The sequence below is a fragment of the Nonomuraea sp. B10E15 genome, assembly GCF_039871615.1.
GTDB lineage: Bacteria > Actinomycetota > Actinomycetes > Streptosporangiales > Streptosporangiaceae > Nonomuraea.
The window spans coordinates 264,053-287,124 of the sequence record NZ_JBDPMB010000007.1 but is presented as its reverse complement, the minus strand read 5'-3'; the positions used below and the strand labels follow the sequence as shown (position 1 = coordinate 287,124).

At 70.8% G+C, this 23,072-nt stretch carries 15 protein-coding genes; 2 read left to right on the top strand and 13 right to left on the bottom strand.

The genetic code is table 11. From position 1 onward, the window contains the following. Positions 1–301 precede the first annotated feature (301 nt). From ABGB14_RS22670 to ABGB14_RS22625, 10 genes are all read right to left on the bottom strand, one after another. Entirely contained in the window at positions 302–1,342 is a 1,041-nt protein-coding gene (locus ABGB14_RS22670) for a DUF6461 domain-containing protein (protein ID WP_347645813.1), read from the bottom strand. A gap of 180 nt (positions 1,343–1,522) precedes the next feature. Continuing rightward, positions 1,523–3,658, bottom strand: coding sequence for a sialate O-acetylesterase (locus ABGB14_RS22665; protein WP_347645812.1), 2,136 nt, complete (start codon positions 3,656–3,658; stop codon positions 1,523–1,525). Positions 3,659–3,699: 41 nt separating this feature from the next. Next, complete coding sequence (locus tag ABGB14_RS22660) at positions 3,700–5,880, bottom strand: DUF6351 family protein (RefSeq protein WP_347645811.1); 2,181 nt, start codon at positions 5,878–5,880, stop codon at positions 3,700–3,702. 74 nt (positions 5,881–5,954) lie between these two features. Beyond that, positions 5,955–7,976, bottom strand: coding sequence for a sialidase family protein (locus tag ABGB14_RS22655; RefSeq protein ID WP_347645810.1), 2,022 nt, complete (start codon positions 7,974–7,976; stop codon positions 5,955–5,957). Positions 7,977–8,025: 49 nt separating this feature from the next. Then, positions 8,026–9,477, bottom strand: coding sequence for a sulfatase-like hydrolase/transferase (locus ABGB14_RS22650; RefSeq protein ID WP_347645809.1), 1,452 nt, complete (start codon positions 9,475–9,477; stop codon positions 8,026–8,028). Next, entirely contained in the window at positions 9,477–10,409 is a 933-nt protein-coding gene (locus ABGB14_RS22645) for a dihydrodipicolinate synthase family protein (RefSeq protein ID WP_347645808.1), read from the bottom strand. The genes ABGB14_RS22650 and ABGB14_RS22645 overlap by 1 nt, the downstream gene beginning before the upstream one ends. A gap of 30 nt (positions 10,410–10,439) precedes the next feature. Then, complete coding sequence (locus ABGB14_RS22640) at positions 10,440–11,996, bottom strand: ABC transporter substrate-binding protein (RefSeq protein ID WP_347645807.1); 1,557 nt, start codon at positions 11,994–11,996, stop codon at positions 10,440–10,442. A gap of 35 nt (positions 11,997–12,031) precedes the next feature. After that, positions 12,032–12,979, bottom strand: coding sequence for an ABC transporter permease (locus ABGB14_RS22635; RefSeq protein WP_347645806.1), 948 nt, complete (start codon positions 12,977–12,979; stop codon positions 12,032–12,034). After that, positions 12,980–13,894 carry an ABC transporter permease gene (locus ABGB14_RS22630; RefSeq protein ID WP_347645805.1) on the bottom strand — a complete coding sequence of 305 codons (915 nt, stop codon included), beginning with the start codon at positions 13,892–13,894 and terminating at the stop codon, positions 12,980–12,982. It abuts the gene before it with no gap. Next, complete coding sequence (locus tag ABGB14_RS22625) at positions 13,891–16,050, bottom strand: ABC transporter ATP-binding protein (protein WP_347645804.1); 2,160 nt, start codon at positions 16,048–16,050, stop codon at positions 13,891–13,893. Before ABGB14_RS22625 ends, ABGB14_RS22630 begins: the two co-directional genes overlap by 4 nt. A 167-nt stretch (positions 16,051–16,217) precedes the next feature. On the opposite strand from ABGB14_RS22625, the gene ABGB14_RS22620 reads away from it, so the two are divergent. After that, on the top strand, positions 16,218–16,988 hold the full coding sequence (locus tag ABGB14_RS22620; protein WP_347645803.1) for a FadR/GntR family transcriptional regulator: 771 nt from the start codon (positions 16,218–16,220) through the stop codon (positions 16,986–16,988). Positions 16,989–17,165: 177 nt separating this feature from the next. Here ABGB14_RS22620 and ABGB14_RS22615 read toward each other — a convergent pair whose 3' ends face one another. Further along, complete coding sequence (locus ABGB14_RS22615; RefSeq protein ID WP_347645802.1) at positions 17,166–17,627, bottom strand: hypothetical protein; 462 nt, start codon at positions 17,625–17,627, stop codon at positions 17,166–17,168. A 142-nt stretch (positions 17,628–17,769) separates the two neighbouring features. Here ABGB14_RS22615 and ABGB14_RS22610 point away from each other — a divergent pair, with 142 nt between their 5' ends. After that, positions 17,770–18,171: a hypothetical protein gene (locus ABGB14_RS22610; protein WP_347645801.1), complete on the top strand. Its 402-nt coding sequence runs from the start codon at positions 17,770–17,772 to the stop codon at positions 18,169–18,171. Positions 18,172–18,227: 56 nt separating this feature from the next. On the opposite strand, the gene ABGB14_RS22605 is transcribed toward ABGB14_RS22610, so the two are convergent. Then, positions 18,228–21,701 (bottom strand): WD40 repeat domain-containing serine/threonine-protein kinase, encoded by a 3,474-nt coding sequence (locus ABGB14_RS22605; protein ID WP_347645800.1) that lies wholly within the window; start codon positions 21,699–21,701, stop codon positions 18,228–18,230. Between the two features lie 170 nt (positions 21,702–21,871). Next, complete coding sequence (locus tag ABGB14_RS22600; protein WP_347645799.1) at positions 21,872–23,053, bottom strand: cytochrome P450; 1,182 nt, start codon at positions 23,051–23,053, stop codon at positions 21,872–21,874. Positions 23,054–23,072: the final 19 nt, after the last annotated feature.

The following is a 23,072-nucleotide window of genomic DNA, read 5'->3' as shown; positions in this document are numbered from 1 at the left end:
GCCCGTGCCGGCTACGCCCTGGTCGCGGGACCATCCCGACCCGGCGGCCACTATCCCGCCGCTCCTTCCCTGCTGGAGGGCCGGGTTTCAGCCGACCGGAATGGTGCCGTCAGCAGGGCCAGCTCGTACATCACCTGCGTGGACGCGACCATCCACTAATCCGCTGCGGGCAGAAGAAACGAAAGGCGTTAACCTATGGGGTGTCCACGCCTTGGTAGTCGTCGGCGAAGGGCCCGGCCAACCACAGGTCAGAGTTATTCTGCCTGCATTCTGGCACGGAACAGGCCGAACGGTTGCGCGTTCAGGACGCTGTGCGGCTGATTTGATGCAGGCACCGCTTCATGATGACGACGACGGCTTTTTGATCGTCGGTGAGATGTCCCATGAAGGCCTGGCTCGCGACCGCGTCCGCGGATCTGGTGGGGTCGTCTCCCAGCGCGTCCAGCAGCACCTTCACGGCCGCACGGCGCGGTGTCCAGTCGGGGCCAGGTTCTCGTGAGACGTCGTCGCGCAGTAAGGCGACCTGGCGGCGGACCTCCCGCCGCCGGGAGGTGTCGTCGTCGCCACGCAGGAACTCCAGCGCCTCATCCGTTGTGGGATGCAACAGCTGCGAACCCTGTACCACCGCCTCCGTCATCAGGTAGCGGATGGGAGCTACCTTGTCGGGCGACAGATCGTCGAGGATCGCCCGTACTTCGGGTCGGTTCAGTACAGGGTGGTTGCGTAATTGATCGGGGACGATGTCGTCGGGGAGCGGATTCTCGACGAGCAGGCGCGTGAGGCCGCCGTCCAGCAGCCACTCTTCCGTGAGGCGGGCACCAGTGATGTGCTCCGCCGCCAGGAGCGAGGCGGCTTGGAGCCCGATGACATCATCGGTGCCGACCGAGCCGATGACCGAGTCGATGACCGCGTCGGCGTCACCCGGAAGGCGGCCGGGGCGGGAGGGGGAGGACGTCAGCCGGACGGCGAGCAACCGCCCGGCGGCGGCGTAGCTGAGCCGGTCGTACTGGCCTCCGTTGAGCAGAACGTTCACCGCTCGCCCGCGGGCCGACAACGCCTTCAGCACTTCGGGTCTTGCTCCCTCGCATCCGTTCGGTTCGACGACCAGCGTCCAGTCGCCGATCGTCCCGGCGACCAGACTCGGCAGGATGCCAGGGATGTCCGCGGTGTACTGCTCGAGCTGGGCGTCCTCGAAGCTCAAAGACTCGGCCGCGGCGAGATCGGCGCCGAAGGCTCGCGCCACGCCGTCCAGCCCTGATGCCTCGCACCAGGTCAGGCAGGTTGGATCGGAGAACCACGCGGAGACGAGTCTCTCGTAATGAGTAAAGTCGTCTTCCCTCATGCCGCGGTCTCCATCGTGAGGAGCCGGCGGGCGTCCTGGAACGCCCGCCGGCTCAGCGCTTACCGAGCGGGTGGATGCCCGTCATAGATCTTCACATAGAACGTGTCTTGAGGGAGCACCCTGTACCGCACTCCGGCCGACGTCGCGCCCGCGCCCCCGGAGCGGCAGGTGACCGAGCCCTTATTCGATGGGGATCTGGAAGGCGAGCAGGCCCATGCCTAGGCTGTCGATGACGCGCGGGCCGGCGCGACGGTGGGCGACGTACGCCACAGTGGCGCGGGCGGGTGCCGGCCGGTCCAGCGTCAGCACCAGGCCGCGACCACGTTCCCAGACGACGGATTCCACGACGGCGTCCGGTACCCGAAAGTCCGACGCGGCGCCGTCCTCGACGGTCAGCGGGTGGGCGGGTGAGCGGAGTCGCACCACCAGTCGGTGCGGGTTCGTGTCGATCCGGTGGGCCGATCGAGGGTTCGGCGGTGCGACCCTGGGGGTGCCTGGGCGGTACAGGTCGTCGAGCAGCATGGCCGCGTTGTGCTCACCCAGGGTGCGGTAGCCGTCGATGTAGGCGAAGTGGCAGCCATCGTGGCCGTTGAGGCCGGTCGTCGACAGCACCCGCAGGTTGCCGACGGTGTCCGGCAGCCGCCGCTGGGCGTCCCGCAGCGCCACCGGGGTCGCCTGGTCGCATGGGGAGTTCCGGACCTGGTGGACGTGGACCGGCAGCTCGGCGCCGTAGTCCTGGCGCCAGTCCGCGACCAGCTCGGTGAACCCGGAGACATGTGCCTCGGCGTCGTCTCGGTCGGCCTCACCCTGGTACCACAGCATGACGTCGATGGCGTCCGGCCCAGTCAGGCCGGCCCGGGTGAGGCGTTGCAGCAACATCCCGTAATTGGTCGCGCCATCGGTGGGAGCGCTGTCGTTGCGGGCGAAGTAGCTGATCGGCCGGCCACCACGGGCACCGTTGATGATGGCGATCGGGATGCCGAGCCGGGCCGACATCAGCTGTCCCGTCCGGACCGCCCACTGGCCGATCGCCGCGACCCGCTGGATGTTGTCGCCCGTGGCATAGGTCCAGCCACCGATGGCGGCGGCCAGTCGCGGGTTGTTGTTGTTGGAGGTGCCGTAGGTGCGAACCCACCGGGACCGGTCCGCCTCCGACGAGGTCGAGTTCGGCTGTCGGCCGGCCTGCGCGTTCGACTGGCCCTGCACGACGATGACGTCACCCGCGACGACGTCGACCGCGCGGGCGATGCGGCGGCTGTCGCCGTCGACCGTGAGCGCGACGAGTTCCAGGTCGGTCGACGCCAACGCCACAGGCAGCGAGACGGTGAAGGAGAACCGCGGTGCCGCCGGTGACACGGTGGCCCGTCGGGTCGTCCGGCGGCCACCGCGGGTGGTCCGCAGTTCGACCTCGGTGACGTCCGGGTCGAGTGCCACCCCGCGGACCGGCACCGGCACGCTGGTGGCGATCCGGCCCGGGCGGGGCACCACCTGCCGCGAGATTGGGGCGGTTTCCACCCGGGCAAGCGAGGGCCGGGCGTAGAAGGTGAGCCGCCTGGCGGTGTGGTCGCCGGCATTCCTGGCGGACGTCCAGTCGGGGTTCTCACCCGGGGCGGCGCCGATGCCGACGTCCATCGCCTGAGAGCCGGCGGTGAAGGCGTTGACGGCCAGCACCGGAGTCGCGGTGGCGGCGTCCGCGGCCCGTGGGCCGCGGGCGTCGCCGGCGTCGGCGAACGCGTGTACCTGGAACGAGCCGTACCCGTTCGCCCACAGGACCGCGTCGTCGGCGTCGCGGGCGGTCTCGGACGCTCCCGGTACTTGTCCCGAACCCGTTGCGTCGTACTGGTTGGGCCACATCTCGACCCAGCCGGAGCCTCCGTCGACCTCCCGCACGCCGGGCACGTTGGAGGCGACCGTCAGGTCGTCGACGAACTGGTGCCGCGACTGCTCCATGCGAGTCGGCAGGCCCAGGTCGTCGGGGTTCGCGCTCAGCGCCTCCATCGAGGTCCACACCCAGGCCGTGCCCGCCTCGGCGGTGAGCTCCAGGCAGTAGCCGACCCGGTCGAAGCCGCCGACCAGGCCGGCGGTGTCGTCGAACATGTACGGCGGGGTCGTGTCCCGCCAGTTGGCGACGGTTGGCAGGTCGAGCACTCGCACCAGCCGGTAGCCCGCGGCCTCGGCGTCGCAGGAGGTCGGCGGGGCGCCGGTGGTGGCCGGTCCGGCGGCGGCGACACCGGTGATGGAGACGGTCGCCGCGGCGAATACCAGGGCAGCGCATCCGATGGCTGACATGCAGGTGTTGAGCCGATGGCGCGGCATGGGCACTCCTCCATGGGCTGGGGTCAAGGGGAGTGAGCCGGTCAGCCGAACGACAGCCAAGTATCGCGCAGCGGCCGCTGCCCGACTCCGGGCTTCGTCCAGTCGCACACGCCCGAGGGGAAGACCTCCAGCAGCCGGCGGCGCTCGGCCGGGCTGAAGGTGACCGAGTAGTCGCTCCAGTCGACGGCCTTGCGGTGGCAGGTCACCACGTCGTCGGTGAGCGGGGCGCCGGCTGTCAGCCGTGGGGTGGAGTAGGCGGGGAACAGCTGTCCGCACTCTCCGGTGTTGTCCGCGGTGAGCCGTTGCACGATCTTGCGAGGCTCGGCGTCGCGGCTCCAGCAGGCGTCAGTGAGATCGCCCGGCTTGTGGCGCACCACCTTCTGGTGTGCGGCCAGCCGGGAGCCGTCGCCCGCGATCGCGGTCAGCCACGCGTCCATGCTCGTCAGGGCGTACCGCAGGGTGGGGCTGGTCAGGCTGAACCCGCCATACCGGCCGTCCTCCACGAGGATGACGTGGTTGTCGGCGTCGCCGTTCGCCGCCTCCAACCGGGCCCTGGTGGCGTAACCGTGCGTCATCATGTGGATGTCGCCGTTCGCGGCGTCCTCGGAGTAGGTCCGGTAGTCGATGATGGGGGTGCCGGCGAGGCCCGCGCCACCGGAGAGGATACGTCCGGTGCGGTAGGCGGCGTTGCGCGCGATCGGGTCCGCCGCGGTGCGCCGGGGCGTCGGCCTGGCGTCGAGGTCCAGGCCCCCGATGCCCTGGTTGAGGTCGAGGAACTGCTGTGTGCTGATCCCGCCCGAGTCCAGCGCGGCCAGTCCGTACTGCACCCCCACGTTGTCCAGCGGCCGCCGGGCGAACCCGGTGGACGGGTCACGTCCATAGACGTTCACTGTGTGGTCGTAGACGTCCGCGCGCGCTCCACCGGGGTTGGTCCGCGGGTGATAACGCAGTTCCGCGGGCAACTCGGCGGGGAACTCGGCGACCGGGTCCAGCCGTTTCGCCCCGTTGCTGAGATTGCCGATGCTCTCCCACCGAAGGAAGCCGGCGACCTGGCGCTGCTCCTCCCGGCTGAACGTGCCCGGGGCGACCTCGGCGAAGTAGTGCTCGAGCAACCGGGCGTCGAACAGCGTGATGTTCGTCGCGGACGCGACGTCGGGAAACGACCGCCCGACCACGATGCCGTCCAGCAGGCCCGGGTAGTTGTCCGCGATCTGGTGGCTCTGGTAGGAACCTCCCGACGAGCCCCACCCGATGGTGAACAGCGGGTCGCCGTAGTGCTCGACGAACCGTTCCTTGACCATCATCATGGTCTCGGCCGCGAGCAGATCGTTGCAGTTGTTGCCGAAGACGTTCAGCGACGCCGAGGCGACCGCGTAGCCGCGAGAGAGCATCTGCTGGTCCAGTACGCCGCCGGTGTCCGTGCCCTGGGTGTACCAGCCACGCCGGCAGCCTCCGCCGAAGGTGTAGATGAGCCGGTCGTTCCAGCCGGGGCTGTGCCGGTAGAACGTGGGCTCCTCCGTTGCCGGGTCGTGCAACATGGAGATCTGGTAGATCGACCGGTTGAGCGTGCCGGTCTCGATCCTGATGAGGAACGGGACCGTCTCGCCGGAGACGGTCGTCGTGTACGCGAGGTCACCGGGTCTGACCGCCGGATCCGGCAGCGGCCTGATCCGGCCGGCGGTCGATCGGTACGCGTAGTCGACCTGGGTGGCCACCGAGCAGTCGGCGTCGAGCGGATCGCCGAGCGTGCCGCCGTCGACCATCCGGAACAGGTCAGTGGTGCAGGCGTACGGTGTCTCCTGCGGACCGCTGATCACCGGCCCGGAGGCCGGATGGTTGGTCATGACGAGGTGGTCGCGCAGCGGCCCGGCGGTCGCGACGAGGCGGTTGTGTCCGGGGCGTAGCCGGTCGGCCAGGCCGGTGAGGGCGTGCGCGGACGTGTCGGCCAGGAAGGAGCCGGTGATGTCCGCGCCGTTGAGCGTGATCCTTACGGCCTCCAGCGGGTGGTCGCGCGGCACCTCCGCGGTGACGAGCACGTCGTCCGCCGTCACCAGTTCGGGCCGAGCCGACAACGCCACCAGCCGCAGGCGGCCGTCGCCGGCCGCCGATGCCGATGCCGGTGCGGGCTGGGGCGCGACAAGCGTGGACGCGGTGACAGCGATCACGGCCGAGAGCGCGGCGAGGACGGATCGTGGAGAACGGTGTCCGGTGACAGAGCGCATCGTGAGCCTCTCCTCATCCGCCCGCGGAGTGGACGGCGAGCGCCGCCGCGAGGAGCGGAACGGCGACCAGACGCTCACCGGTCATCACCGGTCTCCGATCGCTCGCCGGGAGGCACGATGGCGTTCATCGGCAGGTGAGCGGTGAGGCCGGGAATGCGGTTGGTGTTGCTGGTACGCAGCCGGGCCAGTTCGGCGGGGCTCAGTGCGCGGTCGTAGATCCGGAACTCGTCCATGCTGCCGTGGAACCGGTCCGCCCCGTCGGGGCCCTGCCCGAGGTAGATCGGCGCGGGATCGTCGCCGATGACGGCACCGCCGGCTCCGGACGCCACCCCGGCCCGCAGGCCGTCGACGTACAGGGCGACCGTGCCGCCCTGCCGGCGCAGCGCCACGTGATGCCATGCGCCGTCGGCGTACGCGCCGGTGGACGTGACGGTCACCGATCCGTCGGCGGCGTTCACCACGCCACGGATCCGGTCGCCGCCCGGTTCGGCCCGCAGCGACACCCCCCGCTCGCCGTCCTGGCCGTACGCCGAGACGATGGCCTGGTCCCTGGTGCCGTCGTCGTACCTGATCCAGGTCGACACGGTGAAATCGCCCGGACCCAGCACCGGCGTGGTCCGGTACGGCAACTGCACCCGGCCCCGCTGCCCGTCGAACGCCAGCGCCCGGCCGTACATGCCGCGGGTGGTCGTGACACCGTCGAAGACCAGCGCCGAGCGGCCTCGCGCGTCCGGAGTGGCCGACGGGGTGTGCAGGTCACGATCGTCGAGCGTCACGAAGGCGATCTCCGAACGGTAGTCGGTGGCACCGCGCTCGTAGAGCAACGCGACGTCACCATGAGGCAGCTCCACCATGTCGGAGTAGCCGCCGTAACAGGCGCACTCCTGCACCGTGACGCTCCGATCGTTGGTGCCGTACACCTGCACACCTTCATCGGTGGAGTCCAGCGGCGTGTCCACGCCCTGCCAGGTCCGGCCCTCGTCGAACGACGCCCGGACCATCGGCCGGATCCGCGGCTCCTGGTTCACCGAGGGCGCGGAGGCGAGGATCCGGTTGTACGCATCGCCCTCGTCGGTCGCGTCAGTCCGCAACGACGCCGACTGGATCGGAGGCGCCTCGAACCCGGGCAGGTTGGTGTAGCCGCTGTGGTAGGTCTCGCCGCCGTCCTTGCTGATGGCGATCGACCGGTGCGGCACCCTGTGAGGATCGGCAAGTTCCTCCGGGGTTCCCGTGTTGGTGTTCTGCCGGCCCCACACGAGGATGTCGCCGTTGGCGAGTTCCACCAGGCTCAGCTCCCCGACGTTCTGCCGGGCGACGGGCGGGTACTCGACCTGGGCGCCCTTGCGCCAGGTGGTGCCGCCGTCGTCACTGTAGGCGATCATGAGGCCGAACTTCGAGCCGGCCCGGTAGTTGACGCCTACCGCCAGCCGGCCGGCGTGCGCGCCGCGGGTGAGCTGGATGCCGTGCACCGGGGCGGTCTGCATGTGGCCCCAGGAAGGGTCGTCCAGTTCCTCGTACAGGCTGCGCGCCGGGCTCCACGTCACCCCGTTGTCATCGCTGTGCAGCACGTACGGGGTACGCGGCGCGGTCCTGTGGTTGCTGCCGGGAGTGGCCGGATCCACGGGATTGTGCGTACTCATCAGCACGATCCGGCCGTCCGGCGCGTCGGTCGCCGGAGCGCCGGGTAACTTCCGGTACACCACCGGCCCCGGGTTGCCCCAGGTCGCCGGTGCCTCCAGGGTGGAGCCCTGCACGGTCTCCTCCGGTAACCACTGCGAGGCCCGGGGCGGCAGCCGCCGTACCACCAGGTCCATGTGGGATTTGTCGGCACAGGTGTGAATCCGGCGCTCGGCGAAGGCCAGCAACGAGCCGTCCACCGCCCGCACGATGGCCGGGATCCGGTAGCACCCGGACGGCACGTACGGGGTGGAGAACAGCACGGTGGTCCTCGCCTCCAGCGGCCCCGCCGACGGCGCGGTGGCCTCGGCCGCTGCGGTCCGGGCCGGTAACAGCGCCGTCGCCGTGGTCATCCCGACGGCGAGCAGCGCCGCCAGGTGTCTGGGCAGGCGAGAAACGGGCCTGCGATGGATCGTCACGATCGTCGCTCTCCTCGTGAGGGCGGGGGGTGCTCGGGCGGACCGAGCGTCAGGAACGGTGTCGTGCGACCGCGGTGGCGAACAGCTCCCGCCGCGCGGCGCGGTCGTCGTCGGTGGCCTGGACGCGGGACGGAGCGGCAAGATCCGCGTAGGTGGGTGGGGTCGCCTCGTGCAGCGCCCACCGCGCCACGGTGTCGCGCACCCGCCGGAGCACGTCGGCGTGGGACGGGTCGCCGGCGAGGTCGGTCATCTCGTAGGGGTCGGCGATCAGGTCGAACAGGGCTTCCCCGGCGGCGTCCGACCACAGCAGCTTGTACCGGCCGGCGCGGGCCATGCCCGCGATCTCATGCCTGCGGTCCTCGGCGAAGACGCAGTCGTGCCCCGCGGCCGGGTCGGTCAGGTCCTGGCCCGGCAACGGCGCCGCCGGCGACACTCCGCAGGTCGCGAGGACCGTCGGGGCGACGTCGATCAGTGAGGCGAGCCGGTCGGCGGCCTCGCCGGCGCGCCGGCCCTCCGGGAACTTGACCAGCAGCGGCACCTTCACCACCGGGTCGTACATCGGCCCGTCCTTGAGCAGCAGGTGGTGGAACCCGAGGTACTCGCCGTGATCCGCGGTGAAGATGATCAGTGTGTCGTCGTAGAGCCCGCGTTGCCGCAACGTGTCGAGCAAGAGTCCGACCTGGTGGTCCAGGTGCGAGATGGTGGCGTAGTAGTGCGCCATCACCCGACGCAGCAGCGGCACGGTCAGCGGCTCGTAGTCGAAGTACCTGCGCCGGTACCGTTCGTCGGCGGGCGGGATCGTGTCCGTCCATCCTGGCAGCGTCGTCAGCGCTGCCGGGTCGTACATCGTGTCCCAGCCGTCGGGCGGGTCGAACGGATGATGTGGCTTGACGAACGACACGTGCAGCAGGTCCCCACCGCCGCCGGACCAGTCGGCCACGACCTTCCGTGCCCGCTCGCCGATCCAGGTGGTGGTGTGCCATTCCTCCGGCAGGTCCGACCGGCCGCTGCCGTACGTCGCCCAGTACGACTGTGGCGCCTTCGCGCGGAACTCCTGCTCCTGGTCCACGAGATCGGTCACCGGAGCCAGCCCGGCCGCCGCCAGCTCCCGGTGGTAGTCGTCGTCGTACCGGCCGGGCCCGTCCTGCTCCGCCAGTTCGAGACGGTCGTAGCCGACGTCGAGGTACGTCGGCGTGAAGTGCATCTTGCCGACCGCCGCCGTCCGGTATCCGGCCCGGCGTAACGCCCGGGGAAAGGTGTCGATGCCGGGCGCGAGCGTGGACCGGTTCGTCCAGCCGGCGTGCTGGCGGACGTGCAGGCCCGACAGCAGCGAGTACCGGGACGGGGTGCAGACCGGGAACGGGCAGTACGCGTTGCGGTAGCGGACCCCGTCACCGGCCAGCCGGTCCAGGTGGGGCGTACGGACGTCCGGGTTGCCGGCCGCGCCGAGGCAGTCCGCCCGGAACTGGTCGGCCTGGATGAGCAGCACATTCGGCGCCATCAGCGGCCACCGTCGACACCGAACCCGAGCCGGGCGACCTCGGCGCGCAGCGCGGCCAGTCGCTCCGGGCCGAGTGAGGCGAGCGGCGCCCGGCAAGGCCCGCAGTCGACGCCGAACACCGAGCCCAGGGCCTTGAAGCCGGCCAACTCGCCGGCCGGCCGGCCGGCCGCGTCGATGACCTGCTGCGCCAGGAGCTGACACTCCTGTGCCTGGGCCAGCTCCCCTCGGGCCGCGTGGTCGAGCATCCGCCGGAACAGCGGAGCGGCGAAGTTGTACACCGACCCGATCGCCGCCCGCGCCCCCCACTGCCAGGCGGCGAGTACCAGCTTGGCGACACCGACGAAGACCTCCTGCTCGCCGGCCAGGTGCAGGCAGCGCTGCAGGTCCACCATGTCGTTGGCGGCGAACTTGACGCCGGCGAACGACGGGATTTTCTCCCGCGCCGCCGTGAGCACGTCGCTGGCCCGCAGGTTCACGCCGGTGATCGAGGGGATGTGGTAGTAGGTGAACGGCAGCGTCGGCGCCGCGTCGGCGATGGCCGCGCAGCCGTCCACCAGCGAGGCCACCGTCTCGGGCCGGTGGAAGTACGGGGCGACCGCCGAGATCGCCTTCGCCCCCGCCTCCTCGGCGTGGCGGGCGAGCGCGCGCGCCTCGGTGAGGCTCGCGTGCCCGACGTGGACGATGACGTCCAGCCGGCCGGCCGCGACCTCGCACCACCGCTCGACCAGCGCCATCCGCTCGGCCGTGGACAGCGCCGCGCCCTCTCCCGCGGTGCCCCCGACGAACGCCGCGGGCGACCCCCACGCGAGCAGCGCGTCCGCCTGCTTCGCGACGGTGTCGAGGGCCAGCTCGCCGGCCTCGTCGAACGGTGTGAACACCGCGGTCAGCAGCGCCATGTCCGTGCCGTCGGTGGAGTAGCGCAACCCTGTCATGAAGTTCCTTCCAGTTGGCCGGTGAGCAGGTCATGCCTTCGTGTCGACGAGGGTGACGAAGTTGCGGGGATCGGTGGCCAGGCCGGTGACGCGCTTGTCCAGTGCGAACAGCGATGGCTGGGTGGAGATCCCGATCGCCCAGGACTCGTCGGCCAGCACCCTGTTCAGCTCCGCGTACGCGGCCTTCTGGTCCTCCGGTGTGAGCGCGGAGCCGGCCGCGGCCACCGCGTCGACGTAGGCGGGCGGCACCTTGTCGCGGAACGTCGTGTTCTCCTTGCCCGGCAGCATCTGCCGGCCCCGGGCGATCAGCGACGGGCTCTGCATGTTGTTGGGCTGCGCGGCGACGGTGCACTGCAGTTTGCTGGCGAACAGCGCCTCAAGGTACGCGGCCTCTTCCTGCGGGGCGATCTCCAGCTCGAACCCGATCTTCTTCAGGTCCGCCTGGATGATCTGCAGCACCTCCACCTCTGGAGTTCCCGCGGCCACGCCCGCGACCGCCTTGCGCGCGCCACCGGACTGCGCCAGCAGTGCGGCCGCGGCGTCCGGATCGAACCCGTGTGAGTCGAGGTACGCCGGGTCGAACGCGGGCGACCGCGGCATGAACGCCGTGTAGATGGGCTCGCCGATGCCGAAGTTGACCTGCTTGATGATCCGATCGCGGTCGATGGCCCGCGCCAGGGCCTGCCGCAGCAGCTTGTTGTCGAAGGGCGGGATGGTGGCGTTCATGAAGAAGAGGATCATCCGGCCGCTGCCCCGCACCAGGGTGAACCGGTCCTTCAGCCGCTCGGAGTGCCGGAACCCGATGTAGGCGGCACCGTCGACGGATCCCGACTCGAGCGCGGCCACCAACGCGTCCTCGTCGGTGAAGAACCGGTACTCGACCTCGTCGAGGTACGGCTTGCCCGCATCGTGGAAGTCGGGATTCTTCTTCAGCGTCAGGCGCTGGTTGCGCCGGAACTCCCCTAGCCGGAACGGCCCGGAACCGGCCGGCTCGTGTTCGAGCTGCTCCGGGGTGTTCTTGTCCGCCGGAACGAGCGGGAACGCGAACATCCAGTCCATGACGAGCCCCTCCGGGGTGGGCGCCTTGAAGTCGACGCGTACGGTGCGGTCGTCGACCGCGGTCGCCGTGTCGATGAACGCCGACGGCTGCGCGAGGGTGAACGCGATATCGGGGTTCTGCGCCCGCTTGATACCGGCGACGACATCCGCCGCGCTGACCGCCGTACCGGAGTGGTATTTCGCCTCCCGCAGGGTGAGGGTGACCGACTTGTGGTCGGCGGCGAGCTCCCACCTCTCGGCGCCGGCGGGGATCGCCTCGTACGTGCCGTCGGTCGGATAGTCGACCAGGTACGTGTAGAAGGCATGGATGTGGATGTCGGTGTTGGTGAGGTACGGGTCGAACTGCATGATCTTGGTCGTACCGAGCGTGAGCTTGCCCCTGCCGGCGTCGCCGCCGCTGCCTGCGCCCGTGCCGGAACCGCAGGCGCTCAGCAGGGGTGCGGTGGCCAGCGCGCCGGTCACCGCCAGGCCGGTCCGTAGGAGCGCGCGGCGGGAGACAAGGCGGGAATCTCGCGGAGAAATGCTCATGGTCATTGCCCTCTGAGGTGAGAAGGGGGTGGAGGTCAGGTGAGCCGGATACGCGGATCTAGGACGCCGTAGGCCATGTCCACCAGGAGATTCAGCAGCAGGAACGTGGCGACGACGAAGAGCACCCCGCCCTGCACCAGGGCGTAGTCGCGTTCCCCGATGGCGGTGTAGAGCAGCCGCCCGAGCCCGGGATAGTTGAAGACGGCCTCGATGACGACGGTGCCGCCGAGAAAGCCGCCTAGCTGGAGCCCGACGACGGTGACGGTCGGCAGTGCGGCGTTCCGCACGGCGTGCCGGCGGATCACGTCCCGTTCCGGTACGCCCTTGGCGCGGGCGGTACGGATGTAGTCCTTGCCCATCACCTCGCCCAGCGAGTTCGCGAGGAACCGGGCGGTGACGCTGGAGGTGTGCACGGCGATGGCGGTCGCCGGCAGGATCATGCTGGCCAGCGCGGCACCGGGATCCTGCCACAGGGGCACGAAATCGCTGGAGGCGGGCAGCCACCGCAATTGGACGGCGAGCACGATGATGAGCAGCAGACCGAGCCAGAACGCCGGCACCGCCAGGCCCGCCGTGAGGTAACCCTGCAGCACCCGGCCGACGGCCGAGTACGGCCGCAGCCCCACCACGATGCCGACCGGCACCGCGATGGCCAGCGTCAGCACCAGCGTCAGCCCGGCCAGCTGCACCGTCGCCGGGATCCGGTCCATCAGCTCGGTGAGCACCGGCTGGCCCGAGTAGTACGACGCGCCGAGGTCACCGGTGACCGCGTGACCGAGCCAGATCCCGTACTGCGCCAGGAAGGGCTGGTCCAGCCCCATCCGGGCGCGGGTCGCGGCCAGCTCGGCGGCGCTCGCGTCCGGGCCGAGCAGCACCGTGGCCGGGTCGCCGGGCAGCAGGAGTACGAACGCCCACACCGCGACCGAGCCGAGCAGCAGCACCACCGCGAACTGCATCAGCCGGCGTACCAGATAGCCGTACATCTACACCGCTCCTCTGCCGAGGCCGCGGGCCGCCGCGCGCGGCCCGCCGCCACCCACCGCGAGCTGCAGGCCACGCCCGATCCGTTCCAGGAGGAACACGGTGGCGGCCAGGCAGATCCCCGGGAACAGTCCGTAGGTGGGGCTCTGGTACAGGTACGATCGGGCGTCCTGCAGCATGCCGCCCCACGACGGCGCCGGCGGCGGAGTGCCGAGCCCGAGGAAGCTCAGTCCCGCTTCGATCACGACCGCCATCGACGCGGTGATGACGAACTGGACCATGACAGGACCGAGCACGTTCGGCAGTACGGTGCGGGTCATCGTGTCCGGCGTGCTCGCGCCCATCCCGCGGGCCGCCAGCACGAAGTCGCGCTCGCGCACCTCCATCGTCGCCACCCGGGTCAGCCGGGCGAACTCCGGTATCGCACCGATTCCGATCGCCAGGATCAGGTTGAGCAGGCCCGGCCCCAGCACCGCGATGATGACCAGTGCGAGCAGGATCCCGGGCACCGCCAGCAGCAGGTCGACCACCCGCATCGCGACCGCGTCGGCCCACCGTCCCAGGTATCCGGCGGCCAGACCCAGCGGGACCCCGATTCCCGCGCCGACCGCGGCGGCACCGGCCGCGACGAGCAGCGAGCCGCGAGCACCGTGGATCATCCGGGAGAGGAGGTCCCGGCCGAGCTGGTCGGTGCCGAGCCAGTGGGGCCCGGACGGGCCCAGCAAGGGCTCGCCGCCCTGCACGGCCGGGTCGAACGGCGCGACAACCGGCGCGAGCAGCGCCAGCACCGCGAGCGTGGCCAGCCCGACCGCACCGACGACGGCGGACCGGGACCGGGCGAACCGGCGTACCGCCGCCAGCCGTCGCCGTCGCCGTCGGGGCGCGACCGCCGGGTCGCCGGCGGGTGACGCGCTCATGCGCTCGGCTCCGGGAGCGGATGGGGACCTTCGTCGGCGAAGTGGCAGGCCGTGTGCCCGCCGGCGACGGGACTGAGCAAGGGTTCCTCCTCGGCGCAGCGGGCCACCGCGATCGGGCACCGCGTACGGAAGCGGCATCCCGACGGCGGATTCACCGGACTGGGGACATCGCCGCCCAGCGGCACACGGCGCCGGGTCTCGCGGCCGACCGGGTCCGGTATCGGCACCGATGCCAGCAGCGAACGGGTGTAGGGGTGGCGCGGGTCGTCGTACACCCGGGTCACCGGCCCGGACTCCACGATCTTCCCGAGGTACATGACAGCGACGTGGTCGGCGACCTGGCGGATCACCGAAAGGTCGTGGCTGACGAACAGGTACGCCATCCCGGACTCCCGCTGCAGGTCCGCCAGCAGGTTCAGCACCTGGGCCTGCACCGACACGTCCAGGGCGGACACCGGCTCGTCAAGGATCAGCAGCCGGGGCCGGGAGGCCAGGGCCCGCGCGATCGCCACCCGCTGGCGCTGACCGCCGGAGAACTCCGCCGGGAACCGGTCGGCGTGCTCCGGCCGCAGGCCCACGCGGCTGAACAGCTCGAGCACGTCCTCCCGCCGCCGCGCGCGAGGAAGGCGCTGCAGCCGTAGCGGCTCGGCCACGTTGTCGCCGACGGTCAGGCGCGGATTCAGCGAGGCGTACGGATCCTGGAAGACCATTTGCGCGCGCCGCCGGATCCGCCGCAGACCGGCCCGGCCCGCCCGCCCGACCTCGTCGCCCTCCACGAGGATCTGCCCGCCGACCGCGTCCACCAGTCGCAGGACGAGCCGCGCGAGCGTGGTCTTGCCGCAGCCGGACTCGCCGACCAGGCCCAGTGTTCCGCCAGGCGGGATGCGCAGCGAGACCCCGTCCACCGCGTGCACCCAGGAGGTCGCCCGCGCGAAGACCCCGGATCGCACCGGGAACCGGCTCACCGCATCCCGCACCTCCAGAACCGGCACGGCCGGCTCCGCCGCTTCTTCCGCTGTCGTCTCCGCCTCGCCCGCACCGGCCGGCGTGGCCACCGGATCCGCCGGTTCGCTGCTCAGCGGCTGCGCACCGGTTTCCGTCGCGGGCCGCGCCGCCGCCTCGTCCGGGAAGTGGCAGGCGCTCGCGCCGGTACCGGCCTCGTCGGCCGGCAGCTCCGGCCGGGTCTGCACGCAGACGCTGCGGGCGCGGGAGGTCGGGCAGCGCGGCGCGAACGCGCACCCCGGCGGCATCTCGGTGAGGTCGGGCGGCTGTCCAGGGATGGGCAGCAGCCGTTCCGCCGTGCCGTCGAGCCGGGGCAGCGAGCGCAGCAGGGCGGCCGTATAGGGGTGTCGCGGCCGGGTGAAGATCGAAGTGACGTCGCCGGTCTCCACGATCCGGCCGCCGTAGGTCACGGCGACCCGGTCGGCGGTCTCGGCGACCACGCCGAGGTCGTGGGTGATCAGCACGACGCCGGCGCCGGTCTCCTCCCGCGCCAGCCGGAGCACGTCGAGGATCTGCGCCTGGACGCTCACGTCCAGCGCCGTGGTGGGCTCGTCCGCGATCAGGACCTTCGGGCGGTTGGCGATCGCCATGGCGATCATCACCCGCTGGCACATCCCCCCGGAGAACTGGTGGGGGTACTGGTCGTAGCGGGCCCGCGGGTGGGGCACGCCCACCATCTCGAGCAGCTCCACGACACGCTCCCGTGCCGCGCCGGCCGTCAGTGCCCGGTCGTGCACCCGCAGCCCCTCGGCGATCTGGTCGCCGACCCGCCGAACCGGGTTGAGTGCGGAGATGGCGTCCTGAAAGATCATTGCCACGTCGCGCCCGAGCCGCCGCCGCAGCTCCACCTCCGGCAGGGTCAGCAGATCCACGCCGCCGAGCATCACCTCGCCGGAGACCCGCCGCAGGTTCGCCGTCTGGAGCAGGCCCAGCGCTGCGAGCACCGAAACGCTTTTGCCCGACCCGGTCTCCCCCACCACGCCGAGCGTCTCGCCACCGTAGACGTCGTAGGACATCCCATCGACCGCGCGCACCACGCCCGCCGGCGTCGCGAACTCGACGACCAGGTCCCGCACGCGCAGCACCGGCTGGTCGGCACCGCCATCCGGCACGACGGGCGTGGTGCCGCTGTGGACGATGTCGTCTCGGACCACACCATCCAGGCCTCCACCTGACACCGGGCGACCTCCTCCGCACCGAAGACGAGTGCGTTGCTGCAAGATGTCCTACAGATTTCGTCACCGTAAGCTGCGCCCATCACAGTGTCAAGACTGGCAAGATATCCTACAAGTTGATACGAAGGGGGAGGTCGATTCCGAACGTGGCCACTCGAGAGGACGACGTGCAGCCGGAGTTCCGCCGGCTCGACAACGCACCTCCGCTGCACAAGATCGTGCAGCAGGAGATCAGAAACTACATACTCAAACAGGGACTGCGACCCGGTGACCCACTCAAACCGGAGTCCGAACTGGCCCGGCTGTTCGGGGTCAGCCGCAACTCGGTCCGCGAGGCGGTCAAGGCGCTGGAGTCCACCGGCGTCCTGGAGACGCGCCGCGGCAGCGGCGTCTACGTATGCCACTTCTCCTTCACCCCGCTGCTCGACCACCTCCCCTACGGGCTCATGCAGGACCATCGAGCGCTGCGAGAGCTGGTCGCGCTGCGAAAGACCCTCGAAGCCAGCCTGGTCGCCGACGCGATGCAGGCCATGACGCCCACGAGCATCGACGCTCTACGAGAGAACCTGGACACGATGCGCAGGCTCGCCGAACAGGGCCAAGGCTTCCCCGAGCAGGATCGCCAGTTCCACCAGCTCCTGTTCCGCGATCTCGACAACGCGATGCTGCTGAGGCTGTTCGACCAGTTCTGGCTCGCCTTCCACGCCGCGGCGCCACCACCGCGCGGCCGCACGCCGATGAATGCCTACCAAGGCCACGTCACCATCTTCGAAGCGATCCTCAGCGGCGATCCGGATCGGGCGCGGGCGGCGATCCAGGACCACTACATCGGCATCGAATCCAAACTCACCGAGACCCCGCCGCCCGATACGCCACCCGGAACGCCATCGGGCGAGACGACCACGGAGGCAGGCTGACATGCGTGGGCGTCGGAATCGGATTGTCGCCACCGCCGAAGTCCACGTCAGAGCGGGCACCCTGCCAGGATCGCCAGCCTCCAGCAGCGCGGGGACTTCGCGTGGAGAGGGCGGGTGAGCACGTTGATCGAGGATGGTGGCGCGCGAACGCGGCCCTGTTCGGGGAAGCACGACACTCTAGAGAAGCGGCGTCTCACCGATGGCGGCGAGTAACAGGATCGGGAACTCCGGATCAGCCTGACCGACCGCGAGTGCGACCCATCGGCCGGCGCCCGGATGCCAGACGGACATCTCACCGCTGTACAGGCTGAGCTCGTTCAGCGGCTCAGGCACCGGCGAGCCCTCACCCTCCAGGTCAGGCCACAGATCCACTACTTCGGGCCGGCCCCAGCGGGACGTCAGTGCGGTCACCAGCGCCTCGAAGGCGGTGGCGATCTCTTCCTCCGCCGCCTCGACGACATCCTCGCCGCGGCCGTCCCAGAAGTCCTGGCTGGCCTGCAAGAAGCACAGGTGGCTGCGCCGTCCGCTGGAGCGATACCCCTCCCACGCCTTGCCGGCCGGCTGCACCCGTTCCTCCTCCCGCGGAAAAGGGCGAGCCAGCAGGCTGTCGATGGTGGTGAGTCGATCTTCCAAGGTCATGCGGCAAGGTTAGGGACCCGGCGGAGGTTCTTGGCCACCCCACTGCGAATGGGTCGGCTGGACGCCCGTCGCGGCAGGACGTCGCGATCAACCGCCCGCCCACCGGGCAGGCAGCGCGGAGTTCGGGTTGCGGTTGTGCCGGATGGTTCGCGAGCGATGCAACGCCCGCGAGTACGTCACCGATTACTCGGCGATGTGGATGGGCGACTCCTGGCTCGCCGCGGACAACCGGCCCTACGCCCTCGTCCGCAACCTGCGCTGGGTGACCGCGGCGCCCGAGGGCATCGTCCCCGCCACGAAGCCGGCCGCGGGCCGCCTCGGCTTCCGCATCTGGATGGATCCGCTGCAGACGGTGTTCCACAGCGGCCCCGGCGACGACTTCTTCCTCGTCGGTGCGGAAGAGGCGATAACGATCCCGCGAACGGACGTTCCCCCACGGATCGGCGCCCCGATTCCCACCCTGCTGCGCAACGACGACAGCGTCTTCACCCAGATCGAGCAGCACGGGCTGCCCACACCGCGGTCATGGGCCTGGGCAGACTAGGAGGTTTCTGAACCGGATCCGGGGAAGCAGGCGGGTGATCTCCCCGGGTGATCGGCCTAAGGGCAGATGTTCTGGTACGGCGCTCCGCCCAGGTACCGCTCCCATTCGGCGTGCGACAGCGGGCGCCCGACCCGCGCGCACACCTCCCGCGCGACCCGTTCCCCGTCGACGGAAACCGCGCGGACGGCCCCCTCCATCCCGACGTGCACGGCCGCCCCGTCGGCGCTGAACGCGAGCGACCACGGCTGGCCCTCCCGCAGCCGGTAGGCGCCGCCGAGCCGACGCCTGGCCTCGACGTCCCACAGTTGCAGCACGCCGTTCAGCGAGGCGGTGGCGAGCGTCTTGCCGTCGGGTGAGAAGGCCAGGAAGTCGACTTCGTCAGCGGCACGGGGAAGGGCGGGGCGCAGTGCCGCCGGCCCGTCGGCGTTCCACAGCCCGACCCGCCCGGTGGTGCCTTCGTACGCGGCGAGGAGCCCTCCCCTGCTGATCGCGAGCGCATCCGTGGGCAGGAACCCGGCGCCCACCGGCTCGCCCGTGCCGACGTCGACGAACCTGCCGCTTTCCGGCGACACGTACGCCGTGCCGCCCGGCAGGAACGGCCCGCCCCGGGATGTCGTGTCGAACGAGCTCAGCACGCGCCCGTCGGCGGCGTCGAGCACCACTTCCTTGAACACCGTGCTCTGCCCGTACGCGACGGTCGTCGCGAGCCGCCGCCCGTCCGGGCTGAAGCGCATGTTGATCGGCATACCGCCCTTCCCGGGCATCGGCACCGACCAGAGCATGGCCTGGGTACGCAGGTCCCAGAGCATGACCGTGCCGCCGGCGTCCCTGACCGCCAGCTTCGTTCCGAATAAGTCGGCGATCAGCGGCCCTCCGTCCGTGGCGACCGGAAGGCGGGCGCTCTCCTTGCCGGCGCCCACGTCCCAGATCCGAAGCTGCTTGCCGGTTGCGATCGCGGCCAGCCTGCCGTCCCCGCTGAGGTAGGCCATCCCCGGCACGGCCGTCGCGCGGGTGCGCGGCCGCAGGTCCATGCTGACGACGGCGTCGTCCATGACGTACCGGAGCGTGCTGCCGTCGGGATCGAACGCGACGTCGGCCAGATCGCCCTCGGCGCGGTGATCGAGCACGGTCTTCCGGGTGCGCAGATCCCAGACCTGCACATCTCTTCCACGGAAGGCGGCGAGGCGCCGGCCGTCCTGGCTGAAGCGTAACTGGCCGTCGGACCCGCAGGCGTCGCAGGAGATCGTGTCGCCGAGGGCGCGGCCCGAGGCGGCGTCGACCAGGACGATATCTGTCCCGCCGCAGGCCAGCGTCCCGCCGTCGCGGCTGAAGGCCACCGCCTTGGGCCGTTCCGCGCAGGCGGGGAACGGCCGTTCCATCCGCCACCCCGGCAGCGCGATCTGGTCGAGGCGGTCCCCCGGCAGCAGCAGGCGCCTGCCCGTGCGGTCCACGAGCGGATGTCTCACCGCCTTCCCGCCGCGCTGCCGGAAGACGGGCCTGCCGAACTGCTCGCCGGTCGAGACGTCGAGCAGGTAGTGGACGTCGTGCAGGCTGTACAGCAGCGTGAGCGTGGTCTCGTGCTCGCCGAACACGGCGCTGTAGCTGAACCCGGCTCGTGCGGGAAGCGGTCGTTCGAGCAGCTTCCTGCCGGTCTTCAGGTCCCAGACACCGAGCTTCTCGGTCGTGGTCTGGGCCAGCAGTCGCCCGCTGCGGCTCAGCGCCGGTGGATAGATGATGGTCCCGCTCAGCGTCATCCGGGGCCAGCTCGCCGTACGCCTGCCGGTGCGCACGTCGTACACGTTCACTCCGCCTTCGCTGGCGCTGACCAGCGTGCGGCCGTCGCGGCTGAGCAGCCGCCGCGCCACGCCCTTGACCGGCGGGTCGCGGAAGACGGCCGTCTCCTGCTGCTGGAGTGAGGCCGTCAGGCTGGAGCGGGCCTCCGGCTGCGCCGGCGAGATCCGCCAGGCCGCCACGCTCAGCAGCATCGCCAGGGACGGGTCGACGGTACGCTGCCGATCCGCCTCGGCCGCCGCCTGCCTGGCGGCGAGGACGTCGCGTTGCCGTGCCGTCTCCTGGCGCTGCCAGACGGCCAGCCCGCCGGCCACGAGCGACACCACCAGCAGCCCGGCCAGCGCGACCGTGGTGAGCGTCCGGCGCCTGGCCCGCCGTCTGGTGAGGTGGGTGCCGGCGCGCAGGAAGTCCTGTTCGAACGGGGTCAGCGTGACGTGCCGGCGACCGGTCGCGGCCCAGCTCAGCGCCTGCTCCAGGCGGCTGCCCTGGAGCACGTCCGCGTCGCGCCTGCCGTTCTCGGCCCAGTGGCGGGCGGCGACGTTGACGCTGTTCAGCATGGCAAGCCCGTCGCGTTCGGCCTCCACCCACCTGCGCAGTCTCGGCCAGGCGCGCAGCAGCCCGGGGCGCGACAGGGCCACCGTGCCGTCGTTGCTGACGATCACGTACGAGAACGCGTCCAGCACCCGCCTGACCGCAGCCGACTCCCCCTCGGGACGTCCCTCGAACAGCTCGTCATGCCCGGCCGAGCGTCCGGCCTCGTGCCCGTCCTCCCCGACGGTCACCAGCCTCAGGAACACCTCGGCCGCCACCTCCCGCTCCTCGGGGTTCAGCGACTCGTAGGCGTCCTCGGCGATCGTTCCCAGAGCGGGATCGCCCTGCGGCGCCGACCCGTGCACGCCCCGCGCGGTCCTGCTGCCCGCCGCCAGCAACCTCTCTGTCCCGGCGTCGTTCCCGCTGACCAGCGCCAGCAGCAGGTCACGGGCAGTGGGACGGGCGGCCGGGTCTTTTGCCATGGCCGCCTCGACCAGCGAGGCCAGGCGTGGCGGCAAGGCGCTCAGATCGGGCCGGTGCGACAGCACCCGATGCATGACGGCGCCCAGGTTGTCGGCGGCGAACGGCTCACGCCCCGTGGCGGCGAACACCATGATCGCGCCCCACGCGAACACGTCGGCCGGTGCGCCCGCCCGCTCCCCGATGAACACCTCGGGCGCCATGTACGCCGGCGTGCCCGACACCTCGCCGGTCCTGGTGAGCGACATGTCGGACGTGCGGGCGATGCCGAAGTCGATCACCCGTGGGCCGTCGGGCCCGAGCAGCACGTTGTCCGGTTTGAGGTCACGGTGCACGACTCCCGCGTCATGGATCGCCGTGAGCGCGGTGGCCACCGCGGTGGCCAGCCGATGCAGGTCGTCACCGGTGAACCGGCGCCCGTCCCGAACGGCCGCACCCAGGCTCGGCCCCGGCACGTACTCGGAGACGAGATACGGCCTGCGCCCGTCCAGGTCGGCGGCCAGCACGCGCGCCGTGCAGAACGACGACACCCGCCGCGCGGCCGTCGTCTCCTTCGCGAACCTGCCGCGGACCGCACGATCGTCGGCCGCGTGCAGCACCTTGACCGCGACCCGGTTGCCGTCGGCGTCGTATGCGTCGTACACGACGCCCTGCCCGCCCGACCCGAGCCGTCCTGCGAGCCAGTAGTTCCCGATGCGCTGGGGGTCCCGCGCGCTCAGCGCTTCCATGGCGGGTTAGATGTCGTCTTGCTGGCGAAGGTTGTCACCACGAGGGAGCCTGGCCGCGCCCTCCTGGCATGGGAGATTGACGGCATGGTCAAGCGCTCGGCCATGCCGCCCTCGTCAAGGGCGCGGGTCGGATATATCCGGCCGGCGCAGGTTCGTCTCGGCCATGGTGATCACCAGGTTACGGGCAGGGCGGCCAGGCCACCGGTCAGCACATTGGCGTTGAAGACCAGCTCGTCTGTCGCGCATCCCAGCTTCAGGGTCGGGAAGCGAGCAGCCAACTGCAAGAAGACCACCTGCAGCTCAATGCGGGCCAGCGGAGCGCCGATGCAGTAGCGGGCGCCGTGGCCGAAGCTCAGATGCGGAACAGCCGGACGTCCGATGTCGAAGCTGTCGGGGTCGGCGAACACGCCGGCGTCGTGGTTGGCGGCCCCGTTGTCCAGCAGCACCAGCTCGCCTTCGCGAATGTGCACGCCGGCGATCTCCAGGTCGGTGCGGGCGTAGCGGGGAATGCCGCCTCCGCCGAGGCCGGGCGCGCGCAGGATCTCCTCCACCGCCGCGTCGATGCGGGACGGCTCCTCGACCAGGGCCTGCCACTGCTGCGGGTAGGCGAGCAACCAGAGGGCGCCCTCGTCGATCGCGGTGACCGTGGTCTCGTGCCCGGCGAACAGCAGGAACATGCCCATCATGGCGGCCTCGTCGTCACTGACGCCATCGGTGGCGGCCAACCGGGAGATCACATCCGCGTCTGCATCTCCCTCGGCCCGCTTGCGCGCCACCAGTTGCCGGCCATAACCGAACAGCTCGGTCAGGCCCTGCTCGGAGCGGGCTCGATCGGTGATGTCACCCGCAGCCTGGGTCCACGCCCGGAACTGGGCACGATCCTCGAACGGCACGCCGAGCAGCTCGCAGATGACCGCGATAGGCAATGGCAGCGCAAGCGCGGCGTGCAGGTCTGCGGGCGGCCCGGCGGCGGCCAGTTCAGCCAGCAGGGCGGCGGTGAGCGTCTCGACGCGGGCGCGCAGGGCACGCATCCGCTTGGGTGAGAAGTGCGGCTGCAGCAGCGAGCGCATCCGCCGGTGATCTGCCTGCTCGGTGTCGAAGTCGCCCTGCGGGCCGCCGAACATCGCTGACTCCCCCGTACGCGAGGCCTTCTCCGGCTCGCGGTGGGCGCGCCCGAGACGGTCGTCGTCCAGTAACCGGCGCACCTCCTCGTATCCGGTGACCTGCCACCCGGAGTCACCGACTGCGGTACGGACGGCATGGATGGGACCACGCACCTGCGACTCGCGCAGCAGTGGCGCAGGCCGCATCGGGTCGGGCTGCTCATACGGCAGTTGGACGGGAGCGGACATGACTCCTCCACAGGTAGAC